Below are 17,739 nucleotides of genomic sequence, written 5' to 3'. Positions count from 1 at the left end.
CTCGTCCTGCGGCTCACGGCGCATCGCTCACCCCGTGCCCGCGAGCCACGCGTAGCAGCCGCTGGAGGTGACGCCGCGCGCGGCGGCGGGGACGGTCATCCGGGCGCCGCTGCCGGCCGACAGGGTGCCGTTCGAGCTGGTCACCCGCCAGGTGCAGTGCGTCGACGGGTGCGGCGCGCGGTAGGTGCCGGGCGCGACCGACGTGCCGGGGACGGCCTTCGCCGCCACCGTGAACGTCCCGTCGGCGAAGCCCCGCGCGGCGGCGTCGATCACCGGCTGCTGGTCGGGGCAGAGGCTGCGGACGGCCGCCGCCGCGCCGGACCCGCTGATGTCGCCGGTGACGATCGCCCCGGCCGCCGCGTCCTTGTCGATCTTCGCGGTACGGGTCAGCCGGTCGCAGATCTCCTGGCCGCCCTCGAGGACGGCCACCGGGTCGGTGCCCTTGGGCACCCGCCCCGACAGATACGACTTCTGGGGCTTGCTGAAGGTCCCGCCGCCGGGCGGGGTGAGCTGCGCGTCCGGCACCTTCGGGGCGTCGGCCGCGGAACCCGGCGCCTCGGTGCTGTCGTCCGAACCGGCACCGGCGTCGGGGCTCGTGGTCGCGGACGGTCCCGAAGTGCCGCCCGTGGCCGTCGCGGAGACGCCGGGCGACGCCTTCGCGTCGTTCCTCGCCGTGTCGTGACCGCCTCCGCCACCCCCGCCGCCGCAGGCGCCGAGCAGCACCGCCGCCGCCGTCACGAGGACGGCGGCGGCAGTGGCGGAGCGGTGTTTCCGGGTCACCCGGCGGTCCCGAGCGCGTACTGGTTCGCGATCTGGGCCGGGCTGAGGACCGTCGGGAAGACGGCCGCCTCGTCGATCGAGCCCGCGAAGAACTGGCTCTTCGGCTGGGAAGGCCAGCCGTTCAGGTTGTCGCCGCCGACCCGCCAGAAACCGTCGTAGTTCTGGCTGGTGGTGACGGTGGCGTCACTGCCCTTGAGGACGCCGTCCACGTACAGCCGCATCCCGTTCGCCCCCTGCGTGGCGACGACCTGGTGCCAGTTGCCGTCGTTGTAGCCGCCGGTGGGCGTGGAGACGATGCGGGTGCTGCCGGTGTAGGCGCCGAAGATGAGCTGACCGCTGTCGGTCATGTAGACGTGCTTGTCGTAGTTGCCGCTGGTCTCGGTCGCCAGGTTCCCGAAGCCGATCAGCTTGCCGCCGGAGGTCGTGGTGGTCTTGAACCACGTCTCGACGCTGTACGCGGACGGTGTGGGGTGCGAGCGGTCGCTGTACGTCCACTGGGTGGAGCCGTTGAAGGTGTACGCCTTCGAGCCGGGCACCGCGCCCGGCGAGACGGCGTGCACCGGGCCGCCGACGCTGATCCCGCTGTCGTCGGCCGCGGAGGCGTCCGCGTTGTACGAACCGGCGGCGGCGTCGTAGCGCCAGTACAGATTCGCGCCGTCGGCGAGGACCTGCGTGGCGTACGGCTCGGCCGTGGCCGGGACGGTGGCCGCCGCGTTCGGAGACTGGGCGCTGGTGTTGACGCCGTCACTGGCCGACACCCGGTAGGTGTACTTCACGCCGGGCGTGACATTGGTGTCGGTGAACGTGATCTGCGGGCGGATCCAGGGCTTGGAGTCGCCGCTGACCGTGTAGACGGGGGTGGCCGCGCCGTTGCGGTACACGTTGTAGATCAGCGTGCCGTCGTCGTTGTCGGTGCTCGACTGCCAGGTCACCTTCACCGCACTGGGGTCGATGCTGCTCACCGCGGTCTGCGGCAGCGTCGGGGCGCCGGTGTCGGGGCCGTCGGCGAAGCGGGTCAGGCCCTGCTGCGCGCCGCCGTTGACGGTGGTGAACTCGCCGCCGACCCACATGTAGTCGTGGCCGCCGGACGACGAGATCGCCATCACGCGCGGGCCGATCTTCTCGCCGATCCCGTCGTTGGTGTCGGGGTACCACGACAGCAGGTGCGGGTCGGTGACCGACTCGGCGACCAGGTGCTTGCGCGTCGAGTTGGGGAATTCGCCCATGCTGGAGCAGTCGTGGGCGTGCGAGCCGCTGTAGAGCACGGTGCCGTGGACCACCAGGCTCTGCGTGGCGCCCAGGCAGGTGTCCCGCCAGATCTGGTTGAAGTCGGTGAGGCTGAGCGCCACCCGGCCGTCGAACACGCCGCCGCCGGTGCCCTCGTTGGCGGTGTAGAAGGCGTTGCTCGCCGGGTCCACGATGATCGACTTCGTCACCGAGGTCGCGTCGAGGAACCCGGGCGGGTACGCCTTGGTCAGCGCGCCGGTCGTCGTGTCGACCACGGCGAGCGAGTGCGAGTAGGTGCCGCCGACGTAGTTGAAGTCACCGCCGATGATGGCGTTCTGGCCGTCCGGGGTGATCGCCAGCGCCCGGCCCGGCAGGTCGGCGTTGGGCGACCACGGCAGCAGGGCGCCCGCGGTGTTCACCGCGGCGAACTTGCCACGGGACTGGCCGCCGACCGACGTGAAGTCGCCGCCGAAGTACACGGCGTCCGAGGTCGCGGCGATGGTGCGCACCGTGCCCGAGGCCGCCGGGTGGAAGGTCGTGCTGACCGCGCAGGTGGCCAGGTTGATCGCGGCCAGGCTGCTCACCCCGACGCCGTTGACCGCGCCGAAGAAGCCGCCCGCGTAGAGCGTCTGGCCGTCGGGCGAGACGGCCAGCGCGCGCACGGTGGCGTTGTTGGAGCCCACCGTGAAGTTGAGCTGGCAGCCGGTGGGCGCGCCGGTCGCGGCGTCGAAGGCCGCGAAGTTCGCGACGGACGTCTCGTTGGTCCCGGCCGCGGACCCGGCGGGCCGGATCGCGGAGAAGGTGCCCCCTGTGTAGACCACGCCGTTCGCCTGGGCCATGGCCCACACGATCCCGTTGGTCTGGTACGTGCTGAGATTGTCGGCGGTGATGCCGACCGGTGGTTGGAGCGCGGTCGCCGATGGCGACGACATCACTCCCAGCGTCGCGGCTGCCAGCAATATGGCAGCCGAGAACACCGGCAATTTACGCATGAGTTGCCCCCCAGGCCCCTGATGTGTTGCAACGGCCGATACGGCCGTCGTGATGCACGGCAGAGTAGGGGGTTCCGCTTAGCCCGGTCTGCCTTTTTGACGAATAAAGTGACATCACATCATCTGTCGATGCGAATCGTGGCCCCCGACAACTGGTCCGCCACCTGTCGGATGTCCGCGTCGACCATGATCCGGGCCAGCTCCGCCACCCTGACCTGCGCCTTCCAGTCCAGCAGGTCCCGTGCCTTGCTCGCGTCGCCGATGAGCGCGTCGACCTCGCTGGGCCGCTCGTATTTCGGGTCGTACCGGACATGCTCGGCCCAGTCCAGACCCGCGTGCTCGAAGGCCACCTCGAGGAACTGCCGTACGGTCGCGGCCTCGCCGGTCGCCACCACGTAGTCCTCCGGCTCGTCGCGCTGGAGCATCCGCCACATCGCGTCCACGTACTCCGGCGCGTAGCCCCAGTCGCGCACCGCGTCCAGATTGCCCAGGTAGAGCCGGTCCTGGAGGCCGGCCTGGATACGCGCGATGGCGCGGGTGATCTTGCGGGTGACGAAGGTCTCACCGCGGCGCGGGGACTCGTGGTTGAACAGGATGCCGTTGACGGCGTACATCCCGTACGCCTCGCGATAGTTCACCGTCGCCCAGTAGGCGAAGACCTTCGCGCAGCCGTACGGGCTGCGCGGGTGGAACGGGGTGCGCTCGTTCTGCGGCGGCGGGGCGGCGCCGAACATCTCCGAGGACGACGCCTGGTAGATCCGCGCCTCGATGCCGCTCGCCCGCAGTGCCTCCAGCAGCCGCAGCGCGGACAGGCCGGTGACGTCCCCGGTGTACAGCGGCGCGTCGAAGGAGACCCGCACATGGGACTGCGCGCCCAGGTTGTAGATCTCGTCCGGCCGCAGGTCGCGCAGCAGGCTCACCAGCGCGATGCCGTCGGTGAGATCCGCGTGATGCAGCACGAAGGAGCGGTTCTTCTCCTGGGGGTCCTGGTAGATGTGGTCGATCCGTTCGGTGTTGAACGTCGACGAGCGGCGCACGAGGCCGTGCACGGTGTAGCCCTTGGACAGCAGCAGCTCCGCGAGATACGAGCCGTCCTGGCCGGTGACGCCGGTGATGAGCGCGGTCTTGCCCATGTGAGTCCCCCCAACTGGTCGGGTTGTGCTGTATTTCGTACGTAAAGATGGGTTGGCACCCGATCGGGTGAAGTGTGCTGGCAGAATGCCGTTCCATGACAGACCTACTGCCGGACGCGGCCCGGATCTTCGTCGCGGGCCACCGCGGCCTCGTCGGCTCCGCCGTGGCCCGCCGCCTCACCGCCGACGGCCACCAGGTGCTCACCCGGGGCCGCGCGGAACTGGACCTGCGGGACGCGGCGGCGACCGCCGCGTATCTGCGCGACATCCGGCCCGACGCGGTGGTGCTCGCGGCGGCCAAGGTCGGGGGGATCATGGCCAACTCGACCTACCCCGTGCAGTTCCTTGAGGACAACCTCCGGATCCAGCTCAGCGTCGTCGCCGGGGCCCACGAGGCGGGCGTCGCCCGCCTGCTCTTCCTCGGCTCCTCGTGCATCTACCCCAAGCTGGCCCCGCAGCCGATCCACGAGGACGCGCTGCTCACCGGCCCCCTGGAGCCGACCAACGAGGCGTACGCGCTCGCCAAGATCGCCGGCATCGTCCAGGTGCAGTCCTACCGCAAGCAGTACGGCGCCTCGTACATCTCCGCGATGCCCACCAACCTCTACGGCCCCGGCGACAACTTCGACCTCGCCACCTCGCACGTGCTGCCCGCCCTCATCCGTCGCTTCCACGAGGCCGAGCGGGACGGCGCGGCCGAACTGACCCTGTGGGGCAGCGGCACACCGCGGCGCGAATTCCTGCACGTGGACGACCTCGCCGCGGCCTGCGCGCTGCTGCTGCGGGTCTACGACGGCGCCGAGCCGGTCAACGTCGGCTGCGGCGAGGACCTGACCATCCGCGAACTGGCCGAGACTGTCAGGGACGTCGTCGGCTACCGCGGCACGATCGGCTGGGACACCACAAAACCCGACGGCACGCCGCGCAAGCTGCTCGACGTGTCCCGTCTTCAGGCGCTCGGCTGGCGGCCGGAGATCGCGCTGCGGGACGGGATCGCCGCGGTGTACGCGGACTGGCGGGCGACCGCCGGGTCTGTGGCCGGAACAGTGACTCACTAGTACGCCCCGCGTCCGTCGACCACGGCCCGCAGGGTGCGGGCCATCACATCCGCGTCGCCCGAGAGCGACCAGTTGTCGACGTACCGCAGATCGATCGCGAGGGTCTCGTCCCAGGACAGCTCCGACCTGCCGCTGACCTGCCACAGACCCGTGATGCCCGGCTTGACCGCGAGGCGCCTGACCTCCACCTCGTTGTACCGCGCCACCTCGTCGGGCAGCGGCGGACGCGGGCCGACCATCGACATCTCGCCGCGCAGCACGTTCACGAGCTGCGGCAGCTCGTCCAGTGACAGCCGCCGCAGCAGCCGCCCGACGCGGGTGACCCGGGGGTCACGACGCATCTTGAACATCAGGCCGTCGTTCTCGTTCGACCCGTGCAGATCGGGCTTGCGCTGCTCCGCGTCGACCACCATCGTGCGGAATTTCCACATGGTGAACGGCACACAGCCCTGCCCGTACCGGATCTGCCGGTGGAAGGCCGGGCCCTGCGAGGTCAGCCGGACCGCCGCCGCCACCAGGCCGAAGACCGGGGAGAGCAGCAGGAGTCCGAGCCCCGCGCCGACCCGGTCGAGGGCCGACTTGAGCACCGGCTGGACGCCGCGCCTGGACGGCGGGGCGATGTGCAGCATGGCCAGGCCCGCGGGCGCGTCCAACTGCACCCGGCGCACGGCCACATCGATCAGCCCCGGCAGCACCGCGAGCGGCAGGCCCGCGTCGTGCAGGGACCAGGACAGCCTGCGCAGCCGTTCCGCGGACAGCCGCGGTCCCGGCGCCACCAGGACCAGCTCCGCCCCGTGGTCACGGGCGGCGCCGAGCACGATGCCCGCGTCCTCGGCGAGACCGGACGGCGCGACCGCGCCGAGCCGTGCGGTGACCGGGGCCCCGCACTCCAGCTTGGCGTTGCCCACCGGGACCACCCCGACCACCACATACGCGTGTTCGGTACGGGCCGCGAGGTGGCCCACCACATGGTCGGCGGAGCTCGGCTCGCCGATGACCAGCACCCTGCGCACGGCGTGGGCCTCGCGCCGGGCGGCGATCAGGTGGTGGTGGGTGAGCATCCGGCAGGCCGCCGTCAGCACGGGACCGGCGGTCAGCCCGGCCAGCGCGTACGACGGTTCCGCCACCTGATCGAAGGCGGTCCTGAGCACGGCGAGCACCCCGAGCAGCATCAGCCAGTCCCGGAGCACCGCCCCGGCGCCGCGGTGCTCGCCGAGGACGTCCGCCGCGTAACGCCGCCTGACCGCCTGGACACCGACCCAGGCGAGCGCCGCCACGGCGGCGCAGACCAGCGGGTGCGGCTGGCCGGTGGCATGGAAGATCGCCGCGACCGGGAACGCGATCCCGAGCACGTCGACGGTGAGCGCGAGCGGCAGATACCACCGCGCCTTGTCACTGAACCTGCCGTGCCCGCCGTAAGGGCCGGGCGCAGCGAGGGCACCGGTGGAACCCGATGCCCTCCTGCCGAACGCGTGCGCGGCTTTCGCGCGCACGGGTCTCGTATCGGCACTCATGGGTATGACCGGTAGAACCCGGTTTGCTTCGACACGCCGCATGGACCCCCCTGGCACATCGCGACCGACGAGGCGCTCTACCACTTCCCCAAGGGGTAGTGCGCCTGGATAAGAGCGAACGCTAGGCCAACACGAGGGCTTTCCGCTGCGGTTTACGCAGATTCGAGCCGTTGTTATGACCGAGTTAACACAAGTATGGATATCGAATGGCCACAGAGTGTAAGGAGGCCGTTACGGGTGTGCACGACCCTTACCCTTGGGACTTGTGTCCACTGTGCACCTACCCGACGACCTGCGTACAGCCCTGTCGGCGCGACTGAGCGCCACGGCCCCCACCAGGGCTTCCGCCGAGGTGGAACGCCTCATCGAAACATATCGTGGCAAGTCGCCGACGTCAGCGCCCATTCTGCGGGACGCGGCGTCGGTGGCGGCTTACGCGGCCTACCGTATGCCCGCCACGTACGCGGCCGTCAGGGCCGCGCTCGAGGCATTCCGTTTGCAGGCCGGGCAGTGGTCGCCCGCGACCCATCTCGACCTCGGCGGCGGGACCGGCGCGGCGACGTGGGCGGTGGCCGACGCGTTCCCGGGCGATCCCTCGGCGAGCGCGCACACCTCCACCGTCCTCGACTGGTCGCAGTCCGCCCTCGACCTGGGAAGTGAACTGGCGCGCACCGCCGAGTCGCCCGCCCTGCGCGCCGCGCGCTGGACCCGGTCGCCGCTCGGCGGCGGACCCGCGCTGCCCGCCGCCGACCTGGTCACCGTCTCGTACGTGATCGGGGAGTTGACCGCCGCCGACCGCACCGCGCTGATCGACGCGGCCGCGGCGGCGGCCACCGGGGCGGTGCTCGTCGTCGAGCCCGGCACCCCCGAGGGGTACGCGCGCACGATCGCCGCCCGCGACCGGCTGCTCGCCGCCGGGCTCACCGTCCTCGCGCCCTGCCCGCACGACGCGGCCTGCCCGGTCACCGGCGACGACTGGTGCCACTTCGCCGCCCGCGTCCAGCGCAGCTCGCTGCACCGGCAGGTCAAGGGCGGCTCACTGCCCTACGAGGACGAGAAGTTCAGCTACGTGGCCGCCGCGCGGTTCCCCGCGGCCCCCGCCCCCGGCCGCGTCGTGCGCCACCCGCAGATCCGCAAGGGCCTGGTCCTGCTCGACCTGTGCACCGCCGACCGCGGCCTGGTCCGCGACACCGTCAGCAAACGGCACGGCGACACCTACCGCGCGGCCCGCGACGCCTCCTGGGGCGACCCCTGGAGCTAGCGCCCTACAGCCAGCCGTAGCGGTGGAAGGCGCGGTAGCACAGGAAGGACAGCGTGGCCATCACGCCCACCATCAGCGGGTAGCCGAAGGACCAGCGCAGCTCGGGCATGTGGTCGAAGTTCATGCCGTAGAAGCCCGCGATCATCGTCGGGACGGCGAGGATCGCGGCGCCCGCGCTGATCCGCCGCATGTCGACGTTCTGTTGCACGGCGAGTTGGCTGAGATTGGCCGCCAGCAGACCGTCGACCAGCTCGCCGTAGCCCACCAGCCGCTCGCGGACGTGGGTCAGGTGGTCGGCGACGTCGCGCAGATAGCGGGCGACCTCGGCGCCGATGAGCCGGTCCGGCTCCTCGCTCAGCCGCTGCAAGGGCCTGGCCATCGGGTGCACGGCCCGCTTGAACTCGATGAGCTCCCGCTTGAGCTGGTAGATCCGCTCGGCGTCGTCGCGGTGCGAGTCGGCGAAGACGTCGGCCTCCAGGTCGTCCACGTCCAGCTCGACCTCGTCGGCGACGTCCAGGTAGTCGTCCACGACCTGGTCGACGATGGCGTGCAGGACCGCCGAGGGGCCGTGCGCCAGCATCTCAGGGCTGCTTTCGAGGGCGTGCCGTACGCGGGTCAGCCCCGGCGCGCTGCCGTGCCGCACCACCACGACGAAGTCCGCGCCGAGGAAGATCATCAGCTCACCGGTGTCGACCACCTCGCTGGTCGCGGTCAGCTTCTCGTGCTCGACGAAGACGATCGTCTTGACCACCATGAACAGCGAGTCGCCGTACCGCTCCAGCTTGGGCCGCTGGTGCGCGGTCACCGCGTCCTCGACCGCCAGCGGATGCAGCCCGAACACCTCGGCGATCTCGGTCAGATGCTCCGCCTCCGGCTCGTGCAGCCCGATCCAGGCGAAGCCGCCGGTGTGCTTCCTGGCCTCCGCCAGCGCCTCGCGCGGCGGCAGCGACGCCACCCGCGAGCCGTCCGCGTACACCGCGCAGTCGACCACCACGTCCGCGGTGCGGCGGCGCTGCTCGGGCACCGTGCCGTCCTCGCCGAGGGTGTGCCAGGTGCCGCCGCGCCGCCACTGCCTGCGGCCGACCGTGCGGCGGGCGAGCCGCCTGGGGTCGATCAGCCGCGGGTCCAGACGCCGGCCAGGGGTGATGCCGCGTTCGTCGGTGGTCATCGTGCCTTCTCCAGTACCGCCATGGCCGCGTTGTGCCCGGGAACACCGCTCACCCCGCCGCCGCGGGCCGCGCCCGCGCCGCAGAGGAAGACGTTCTCATGCGGGGTGCCGACGCCCCAGCGGCCTGTGGCGTACGTCACCTGATCCGCGTCCGGCGCGGCGTACGGCCACGACAGGTCGCGGTGGAAGATGTGGCCGCCGGGCAGGCCCACCTCGCGCTCCAGGTCCAGCGGCGACTTCGCCTCCAGACACGGCCTGCCGTCGCCGTCCAGCAGCAGGCAGTCCGCCAGCGGCTCGGCGAGCACCGCGTCGAGTTGCGCCAGCGTCGCCTCCAGCAGCGCGTCCTTCGCCCCCGCCGGGTCCGCCGCGAACAGCCGCGCGGGCGTGTGCAGTCCGAACAGGGTCAGCGTGTGGACGCCCCGCCCGGCCAGTTCCGGCGAGAGGATCGACGGGTCGGTCAGGCTGTGGCAGTAGATCTCCGACGGCGGCGCGTCCGGCAGCCGCCCCGCGGCGGCCTGCTCGTACGCGGTCGCCAACTGCTCGTAGCCCTCGGCGATGTGGAAGGTCCCGGCGAACGCCTCGCGCGGGTCCACCGAGGTGTCGCGCAGCCGCGGCAGCCTGCGCAGCAGCATGTTGACCTTGAGCTGCGCGCCCTCGGGGGCCGGACCCGGCGCCGCCTCGCCCAGCAGCCCGGCCAGCGTGTGCGGCGCCGCGTTGACCAGCACGTCACGCGCCCCGACCGTCACCTGGCGCCCGTCGCGCTCGTACGTCACCTCCGCGCGTACGCCGTCCGCCGCGATGCCCGTGACCTCGGCGCCGGTGACGATCTCGGCGCCCGCCGCGCGGGCCGCGTCCGCCAGCGCGTCGGTGAACGCGCCCATCCCGCCCACCGGCACGTCCCAGTCGCCGGTCCCGCCGCCGATCACGTGGTAGAGGAAACAGCGGTTCTGCCGCAGCGACGGGTCGTGGGCGTGCGTGAAGGTGCCGATCAGCGCGTCGGTGAGGACCACGCCCCGCACCAGGTCGTCAGCGAAGGCCGCCTCCACCGTCTCGCCCAGCGGCCGCTCGAACAGCGCCTCCCAGGCCGCGGAGTCGCCGATCGCGCTCTCCAGCGCGGCCCGCGAGGGCAGCGGCTCGGTCAGCGTCGGGAACACCGCCTGCGCGACCCGCCCGGTCATCGCGTAGAACCGCTGCCACGCCTCGAAGTCCCGATCGTCGCCGGTCAGCGCCGCGAACTGCTCCCGCGTACGGGCCGCGTCGCCCGCGTCCACCAGCAGGCCGCCGGTGCCGCGCGGGGTGTACGAGGAGATCCGGCGGCGGCGCACCGCGAACCGCAGCCCCAGCTCGTCGGTGATCCGCGCGGGCAGCAGGCTCACCAGGTAGGAGTAGCGCGACAGCCGCGCGTCCACCCCGGCGAAGGCCCGGGTCGACACGGCCGCGCCGCCGGTCGCGGGCAGCCGTTCGAGCAGCAGCACCCGGCGGCCCGCGCGGGCCAGATAGGCGGCGGCGACCAGCCCGTTGTGGCCGCCGCCGACGATCACCACGTCATGCCGTGCCCCGCTCGAAACGTCCATCCCCGCACCCTATGACGCGGCGGCGCACGGCATGGGGCGGTCGGGACCGGGCGGTTCAGCTGGGCGGCGGCCGAGCCGCCACCACGCCGAGGCCCCCGGCCGGGAGGACCCGCGGCGTGGCTCGCGCGGGCTCGGGCCGCGCGCCGGTCAGCCGACGGCCGGGCGCAGCTCCATCGTGCAGCACTTCACGCTGCCGCCGGCCTTGTGCAGCTCCGACATGTCCACCGGGACCGGCTCGAAGCCCCGGTCGCGCAACGGCCCGAGCAGGCCGGTGGCGGTACGCGGCAGCAGGACGTTGCGGCCGTCGCTGACCGCGTTGAGGCCGAGCGCGGCGGCGTCCTGCGCCGTCGCCAGCAGCGCGTCGGGGAAGAGCCGGGCCAGCACGGCGCGGCTGCCGGGGGAGAAGGCGCCGGGGTAGTACATGATCTCGTCCCGCGCGTCGTCGAGCACGGCCAGCGCCGTGTCCAGGTGGTAGTAGCGCGGGTCGGTCAGCTCCAGGCCGATCACCGGACGGCCGAAGAACTCCTGCGCCTCCGAGTGCGACAGCGGGCTGCTCCGGAAGCCCTGGCCCGCCAGGATCCACGTCGCCGTGACCGCGAAGTCGCCCTCCGCCTCGTTGATGTGCACCGGCTCGCGCGGATCGGGAAAGCCGTTGCTCCTGAACCACGCCAGGTGCGCCGGGGCCTCGGCCTCGCGCTCGGGGTTCGCGAACCTCGCGCCCAGCACCTTCCCGTCCACGACGGTCGCGCCGTTCGCCGCGAACACCATGTCCGGCAGGTCCTCCACCGCGTCCAGCAGCTCCACGGTGTGGCCCAGCGCCCGGTACCTGTCGCGCAGGTCCTCCCACTGGAACAGGGCCAGTGCCGGGTCCACCGGCTTCGTCGGGTCCATCCACGGGTTGATCGAGTACGTCACTCGGAAGTGCGCCGGTGGACACATCAGGTACCGGCGGGGTGTCGCAGTGCGCAAAGAGGGCTCCTCGGGGGGTGGTGAAGGGCCGCCTCCGGCGGACGGTCGGCCCCCCGGAGTTCGTACGTACGCCCCGATTCTGCGCCTCCCGCTGGGGTCCCGCACCACCAAGTACCCCAAAGGGTTCCCCCCTTTCCCCCCGTACGGTTCCTTCGCGTCGGGCGGCGCGCCGGTCTTTTAGGGGCGCGGGGAACTGCGCGCTCAGCCATGACGCTCCTGCGGGTCACCACCGGCCCCGGCGGGGCGGTTCGGTTGTCTCCGGACCACCGGCCCGGTGGGGGCTGGCCGCGCAGTTCCCCGCGCCCCTGACGGGGCACCGTCTCTCGTCCGGGCGGTGAGCCGATCCTTTAGGGGCGCGGGGAACTGCGCGCTCAGCCACGATGCTGCTGCGGGTCACCACCGGTCCCGGCGGGGCAGTTCGGTTGTCTCCGGACCACCGGCCCGGTGGGGGCGGGCCGCGCAGTTCCCCGCGCCCCTGGCGGGGCGGGCCGCGCAGTTCCTCGCGCCCCTGGCGGGGCGCTGCCGCGGGGCGCCACCGGGCCCGGTGGGTGGGGGGTCAGCGGAGGGGGAGGATCAGGGGGGTGCCGCTGCGGGGGTGGGGGAGGACTTCGACGGGGTGGCGGTAGACGGCGGAGAGCCGTTCGGCGGTGAGCACCGCCGCAGGCGAACCGTTGGCGGTGACGCGGCCGGAGGACAGGACGGCGACACGGTCGGCATGGGCGGCGGCGAGACCGAGGTCGTGGAGGACGACGACGACCCCGCGCCCGAGAGCGGCCTGCTCGCGGCAGACGCGCAGGACGAGCTCCTGGTGGTGAAGGTCAAGGGCGGCGGTCGGCTCGTCGAGCAGCAGCAGCGGCGCGCGTTGGGCGAGCACCCGCGCGAGCGCGACGCGCGCCCGCTCGCCGCCCGAGAGCGCGGGATAGGCCCGCTCGGCGAAGCCCGTGACCTCGGTGGCGCGCATGGCCGCCGCCACCGCGGCCTCGTCCTCGTGGGCGAGGACGGTCCCGGCCCACGGCGCGCGCCCCATCCGTACGACCTCGTCGGCGGTGAAGGGGAAGGCGAGCGGCGAGGACTGCGGGAGCACGGCCCGGCGCAGGGCGAGCTGCCGGGCGGTCCAGCGGCCGAGGGGCGCGCCGCCGACCCGCACCTCACCGGAGTCGGCGGGCACGTCACCGGCCAGCGCCCCCAGCAGCGTGGACTTGCCCGCGCCGTTGGGCCCGACCAGGGCGAGCACTTCGCCCGCGTGGACGGCGACGCCGACCCCGTCGAGCACGGGGCGCCCGCCGAGCCGTACGACCAGGTCGTGGGCCTCGGCCAGGACGTCGCCGGGGGCGGGCGGCGGCGGGAGGGACGTACGGGCGCGGCGTCGTACCGCGAGCGGCCTCATGCCCAACCCCCCTGCCGGCCGCGGGTCCTGCGCAGCAGCCAGAAGAAGAAGGGGCTGCCGACGAGGGCGGTCAGCACGCCCAGCGGCAGCTCCGCGGGCGAGGCGAGCGTACGGGCGGCGAGGTCGGCCGCGACCAGGACGAGCGCGCCGCCGAGGGCGCTGCCCGGCACCAGGAAACGGTGTCCCGGCCCCGCGGCCATCCGCAGCAGATGCGGCACGACGAGCCCGACGAAGGCGACGATCCCCGCGACCGCGACGGCCGCCGCCGTCAGCAGCGCCACGATCAGGATCACCGCGATCCGCATCCGTTCGACGTCCACGCCGAGGTGCTTGGCCTGGCGTTCGCCGAGCGCCAGCAGGTCCAGGCGGCGGGAGAAGAACGGCGCCACGGCGAGACCCGCCAGCGCGCAGGGCAGCACCGCGAGCACCTTCGGCCAGCTCGCCTGGGCCAGCGAACCGAGCTGCCAGAAGGTGATCTGGGTGAGCTGCGAGTTGTCCGCGAAGAAGACGAACAGGCCGATGAGGGCGCCCGCGAAGGCGTTCACCGCGATGCCGGTGAGGACGAGGGTGACGACCTCCGTCCGGCCGCCGGACCGGGACAGGCCGTACACGAGGAGGACGGTCAGCAGCCCGGCGACGAAGGCGCACACCGTCACCGACCAGGTGCCCGCGAAGGTCAGGCCGAGCGCGATCGACCCGACGGCGCCCACCGCGGCGCCGGACGAGATCCCGATCACCCCCGGCTCGGCCAGCGGATTCCCGAACACGCCCTGCATCAGCGCCCCCGCGCACCCCAGCGAGCCGCCGACCAGCAGCGCCAGCACGATGCGCGGCAGCCGTACGTCCCACAGCACCGACTCCGCCACCCGGTCCAGCCGGTGGCCCCCGAGGCCGCAGCGGTGCGCCACCGACGCCAGCACGTCTCCCGCCGGAATCCCGTACGCCCCGATCCCGGCCGACACGACGCTCAGCACGACCAGCCCCGCGGCCAGCACCCCGATCAACACGGTCGCCCGGCCACGCCGGTTGGCCTGACGGCCGGTCGGCCGCGGCCCGTCGTCCGCGATCCCCCCGGGGCCGCTCGCTTCCTTGGGCCCCGTGCGCGTATGCGCCGCGTCATCGTGCGCCGGTACGGAGTCCTGGGCTCCTGGGCCGGCGTCCCGAGCGGGAGCCGCAGTCGTGGTCGGCCGGGTGTCGTCGTCCGTCCCGGCGGGCGCGGTGTGTTCCTCGTTCGGGGAGGCCGTGGTCGTCATGGGCCGGGTCACCGGGCCTTTTGGTGGATGCCGGTGGTGAGCCGGCGCAGGACGGAGTCGGTGCGGGGGCCGAAGTTGAGGAGGGTGCCGTCGTCGATGGCGACGACACGGTGGTCGAGACCGGCGGGGGTCTGGGCGACGCCCGGGACCTTTTCGAGGCCGCTGACCCCGCCGACGGAGTCGAGCCCCTTGGTCATGACGAGGATGACGTCGGGCGCGGCCTTCACCAGGGCCTCGCTGGTGATGGGGGTGAAGTCCTTGTCGAGGCCGGAGGCGGTCCCGGCGTCGACGCCGCCCGCCGCCGCGATGAGGGAGTCGGCGCCGGAGCCGCGCCCGCCGATCAGATAGACCGACGCGGTGCCGCGCAGGTAGAGGAAGGCGACGCGCGGTTTGTCGGACGTGCTCGGAATCGTCGCGCGGACGGCGTCGATCCGTTGCGCCGTACGCGCGCGCAGCGTGTCACCCGCGGCCTTCACGCCGAGCGCGGCGGCCACGGCGTCGATCCGCGGGCCCACGTCGTCGAGCGACGTCGCCGTCTTGACGACGACGAGCGGGACGCCCGCGTCGCGGATCTGGCGGATCGCCTCGGCCGGGCCCGTGGTGTCCTCGGCGAGGACGAGGGTGGGGTGCAGGGACAGGACGCCCTCGGCGGAGACGTCGTGGGCGCGGGTCACCACCGGCAGCTTCGCCGCCTGCGCGAAGGTCGCCGTGATGTCGCGCGCGACGACGTTCTTGCCGAGGCCCAGCGTGAAGACGATCTCGGACAGCCCGCCGGTGAGCGGCACGATCCGGTCGGCGGCGGTGACGGTGACCTTCCGGCCGTCCGCCGAGGTGACGGTGGCGGGCAGTACGGGCACGGGCGCCGCACCGGCCAGCGGTTCGATCCGGTCGGCGTCCGCTCCCGCGCTCGACGTCGCCCCCGAACCGCTCGCGGACGGCCCCGCCTTCCCCGCCGAGCCGCCGCACGCGGTGAGCGCGAGCGCCAGCAGCCCGCCGAGCAGCGAGAAGGCCACGCCCCGCGCGGCGCACGCGTTCCGCCGCACGGGAGCGCGGCGCCGCGAGCGACCGCGCCCCGAGCCGCCGGCTTCCGGGGCGGCCTGGAGGCTGATCGGTTGTGAACGGGCGGGGGACGAAGGCGGGGTTGGTGACGCGGCGAGGTCCGGGGCGGCTCGGACGGCGGTCGGCTGTGAACGGGCGGGGGACGAAGGCGGGGTTGGTGACGCGGCGAGGTCCGGGGCGGCCCGGACGCCGGTCGGTTGTGAACGGGCGGGGGACGAAGGCGGGGTTGGTGACGCGGCGAGGTCCGGGGCGGCCCGGACGGCGGTCGGTGGTGAACCGGCGGGGGACGAAGGCGGGGTTGGTGACGCGGCGAGGTCCGGGGCGGCCCGGACGGCGGTCGGTGGTGGACCGGCGGCCGGTGGACGGGTGGGTTCCGGCGCGGTGCGGTCGCCCAAGTCGGCCCGGGTACGGCCGCGTTGCGGAGTGTCGGCGTCCGTGGCGCCCAGGGAGCGCCCGGCCTGCGAGCCCGTCGTCGGGAAGCCCGCGGCATGCGGCTCGGCATCCGCTCGGTCGGGACGTCGTTCGGAACCTGTTCGCACTGCCAACCCGTCCCTTGCCGTGGTGCCGTCATGTCGTGATGCCGCTGTGCCCGCGCGCCAGCGCGTTCGGCGACGTCGCGGGAGGGTTCCCCGCCGGTCGGTGATTAGCTTAGGTTAGCCTTACCTGAGTTTGCCAGTCCTGGAGGGGTCCATGCCGTTGTTCCGTCATGCCCGCGTGCGCCGTACCGGCGGCCGGGCCGTCTCGCTCACGGCCGTGAGCACCGCGCTGCTCGGCGCGGTCGCGCTGACCGCGCTGACCGCGGTGCTGCCCGCGTCAAGGGCGGACGCCGCGACGAGCCGTACGGTCGCCGGGGGACGGCTGGACTGGGGAATCAAGGCGTCGTTCCAGAGCTATGTCACCGGGCCCATCGCGAAAGGCAGTTGGGCGATGACCGGTGGCGCGGGCACCTTCGGCAGCAACCAGTTCCGCTTCCCTTCGGCGCGGGGCTCGTACGATCCGGGCAGCGGCGCGCTGACCGCCGCCTTCGCGGGCGGCGTCCACTTCCTGGGGCACCGGCAGGCCAGCGGCGCCTATCAACTCGACCTCACCATCAGCCGTCCCACCGTCAAGATCTCCGGCGGCCACGGCACGCTCTACGCCGACATGCGCAGCAAGGACAAGAACACCGGTCGGGTCACCACCACAGCCCAGGTGCCGCTCGCCTCGCTCGCCGTCGGCGGCGTCAACACCCGCGGGGTCACCGGGCCGCAGATCACCCTCAGCGGCATCCCGGCCACCCTCACCTCGCAGGGCGCCCGCGCCTTCGCGGGCTACTACACCACCGGCACCCCGCTGGACCCGGTCAGCCTCTCGGTCGACCTGCGCGCGCCCGCCTCGCCGACCACCGCCCCGCCGCGGACCCCGACCGGCGGCGCGAGCGACAAGGCGTCGGGGAAGCCGACCGCCACCTCGACGGCCGTGCCCGGCACGGTCGTCGACGCCGCCGCCGACTGGGGCGTACGCCGCACCTTCCGCGAGTACGTGACCGGCGACATCGCCAAGGGCCGCTGGACGGTGGCCGACGGCGCGCGGGACGGCGGCGCCCTGTTCCGCTTCGGCGCGGGCCGCGGCACGTACGACGCCTCGCACCACTCGCTGGACGCCCGGTTCGGCGGGACGGTGCGCTTCGTCGGGATGAAGGCGGCGGACGGCACGTACGGGCTCGACCTGTCGATCAGCGCGGTCCGCGTCACGGTCACCGACGGCAAGGGCACGCTGTACGCGGACGGCGAGCCGTTCATCACCTTCGCCGCGCCCGCCGCGCTCGCGCCGAAGAACGGCCTGATCTCCCTGACCGAGGTCCCGACCACGCTGACGGCGCAGGGCGCCAAGGCGTTCAACGGCCTCTACACCGCGGGTACTTCGATGGACCCGCTCACGCTCTCCGTCGCCCTCGACAAGGCGGCGGCCCTGCCCGCGCTGCCCGACATCGGCTCCGACCCCACGGCGTCCGCCACCCCGGCGGCGTCCCCGGCGCCGAGCACCGCACCAGCCGCGCCGCGCACCGAGACCGCCGCCGACAGCTCGCACGACGGCGCGCCGGTCGGCCTGCTGGCCGGCGGCTCGGCCGCGGTCCTCGCCGCGGCGGCGGTCGTCTTCACCGTCGTACGGCGCAAACGCCGTACCGAAGACGGTGGCTGACGGCGCGTCACCCAGACGTCGGCTGACGGCGCGTCACCTCCCCCCGCACCTCGCACCACCCGCTCGAACCGCAGCACCGCAGGACGCGTACGGCCGCACGCAGCGTGCGGCCGCAGGGTCCGTACGCCCTCCGTACGGCCGCATGCCCGCACCGGGCACCACCGCACCGAGCACCACCTTCCG

The 17,739-nt window shown here is 73.2% G+C and carries 13 protein-coding genes; 3 read left to right on the top strand and 10 right to left on the bottom strand.

What is annotated here, in order from left to right; translation table 11 throughout:
- Window positions 1-27 precede the first annotated feature (27 nt).
- The 3 genes from ACIP4Z_RS01285 to gmd form a co-directional block, all read right to left on the bottom strand.
- A complete protein-coding gene (locus ACIP4Z_RS01285) occupies window positions 28-780 on the bottom strand; it encodes a hypothetical protein (protein WP_401304078.1) in 753 nt (250 codons plus the stop codon).
- A complete protein-coding gene (locus tag ACIP4Z_RS01280; RefSeq protein WP_391043679.1) occupies window positions 777-2,999 on the bottom strand; it encodes a LamG-like jellyroll fold domain-containing protein in 2,223 nt (740 codons plus the stop codon). Before ACIP4Z_RS01280 ends, ACIP4Z_RS01285 begins: the two co-directional genes overlap by 4 nt.
- 119 nt (window positions 3,000-3,118) lie before the next feature.
- On the bottom strand, window positions 3,119-4,132 hold the full coding sequence (gmd, locus tag ACIP4Z_RS01275; RefSeq protein WP_188285703.1) for a GDP-mannose 4,6-dehydratase: 1,014 nt from the start codon (window positions 4,130-4,132) through the stop codon (window positions 3,119-3,121).
- Window positions 4,133-4,227: 95 nt separating this feature from the next.
- On the opposite strand from gmd, the gene ACIP4Z_RS01270 reads away from it, so the two are divergent.
- Window positions 4,228-5,190, top strand: coding sequence for a GDP-L-fucose synthase (locus ACIP4Z_RS01270; protein WP_355334550.1), 963 nt, complete (start codon window positions 4,228-4,230; stop codon window positions 5,188-5,190).
- Here ACIP4Z_RS01270 and ACIP4Z_RS01265 read toward each other — a convergent pair.
- The gene (locus ACIP4Z_RS01265; RefSeq protein WP_391043682.1) at window positions 5,187-6,683 is read right to left on the bottom strand and encodes an exopolysaccharide biosynthesis polyprenyl glycosylphosphotransferase; all 1,497 of its coding nucleotides are present in this window, start codon (window positions 6,681-6,683) and stop codon (window positions 5,187-5,189) included. The two genes, ACIP4Z_RS01270 and ACIP4Z_RS01265, sit on opposite strands and share 4 nt — an antisense overlap.
- A 286-nt stretch (window positions 6,684-6,969) precedes the next feature.
- Here ACIP4Z_RS01265 and ACIP4Z_RS01260 point away from each other — a divergent pair, with 286 nt between their 5' ends.
- Window positions 6,970-7,965, top strand: a complete 996-nt coding sequence (locus ACIP4Z_RS01260) for a small ribosomal subunit Rsm22 family protein (RefSeq protein ID WP_401304074.1) — start codon at window positions 6,970-6,972, stop codon at window positions 7,963-7,965.
- A gap of 4 nt (window positions 7,966-7,969) precedes the next feature.
- Here ACIP4Z_RS01260 and corA read toward each other — a convergent pair whose 3' ends face one another.
- The 6 genes from corA to ACIP4Z_RS01230 form a co-directional block, all read right to left on the bottom strand.
- A complete protein-coding gene (corA, locus tag ACIP4Z_RS01255) occupies window positions 7,970-9,133 on the bottom strand; it encodes a magnesium/cobalt transporter CorA (protein ID WP_401304071.1) in 1,164 nt (387 codons plus the stop codon).
- Entirely contained in the window at window positions 9,130-10,707 is a 1,578-nt protein-coding gene (locus tag ACIP4Z_RS01250) for an NAD(P)/FAD-dependent oxidoreductase (protein ID WP_355334541.1), read from the bottom strand. Before ACIP4Z_RS01250 ends, corA begins: the two co-directional genes overlap by 4 nt.
- Window positions 10,708-10,854: 147 nt before the next feature.
- Complete coding sequence (ddaH, locus tag ACIP4Z_RS01245; protein WP_391043693.1) at window positions 10,855-11,676, bottom strand: dimethylargininase; 822 nt, start codon at window positions 11,674-11,676, stop codon at window positions 10,855-10,857.
- Between the two features lie 556 nt (window positions 11,677-12,232).
- Window positions 12,233-13,063 (bottom strand): heme ABC transporter ATP-binding protein, encoded by an 831-nt coding sequence (locus ACIP4Z_RS01240; protein ID WP_355334538.1) that lies wholly within the window; start codon window positions 13,061-13,063, stop codon window positions 12,233-12,235.
- Window positions 13,060-14,316 (bottom strand): FecCD family ABC transporter permease, encoded by a 1,257-nt coding sequence (locus tag ACIP4Z_RS01235; protein ID WP_401304066.1) that lies wholly within the window; start codon window positions 14,314-14,316, stop codon window positions 13,060-13,062. The genes ACIP4Z_RS01240 and ACIP4Z_RS01235 overlap by 4 nt, the downstream gene beginning before the upstream one ends.
- An 8-nt stretch (window positions 14,317-14,324) precedes the next feature.
- Window positions 14,325-15,359, bottom strand: a complete 1,035-nt coding sequence (locus ACIP4Z_RS01230; protein WP_401304064.1) for a hemin ABC transporter substrate-binding protein — start codon at window positions 15,357-15,359, stop codon at window positions 14,325-14,327.
- Between the two features lie 706 nt (window positions 15,360-16,065).
- On the opposite strand from ACIP4Z_RS01230, the gene ACIP4Z_RS01225 reads away from it, so the two are divergent.
- On the top strand, window positions 16,066-17,556 hold the full coding sequence (locus tag ACIP4Z_RS01225; RefSeq protein WP_401304061.1) for an HtaA domain-containing protein: 1,491 nt from the start codon (window positions 16,066-16,068) through the stop codon (window positions 17,554-17,556).
- Window positions 17,557-17,739: the final 183 nt, after the last annotated feature.

Source organism: Streptomyces sp. NPDC088910, from assembly GCF_044749865.1.
In the GTDB taxonomy this organism is placed as follows: Bacteria; Actinomycetota; Actinomycetes; order Streptomycetales; family Streptomycetaceae; genus Actinacidiphila.
This window is presented reverse-complemented; position numbering and strand designations above follow the sequence as displayed.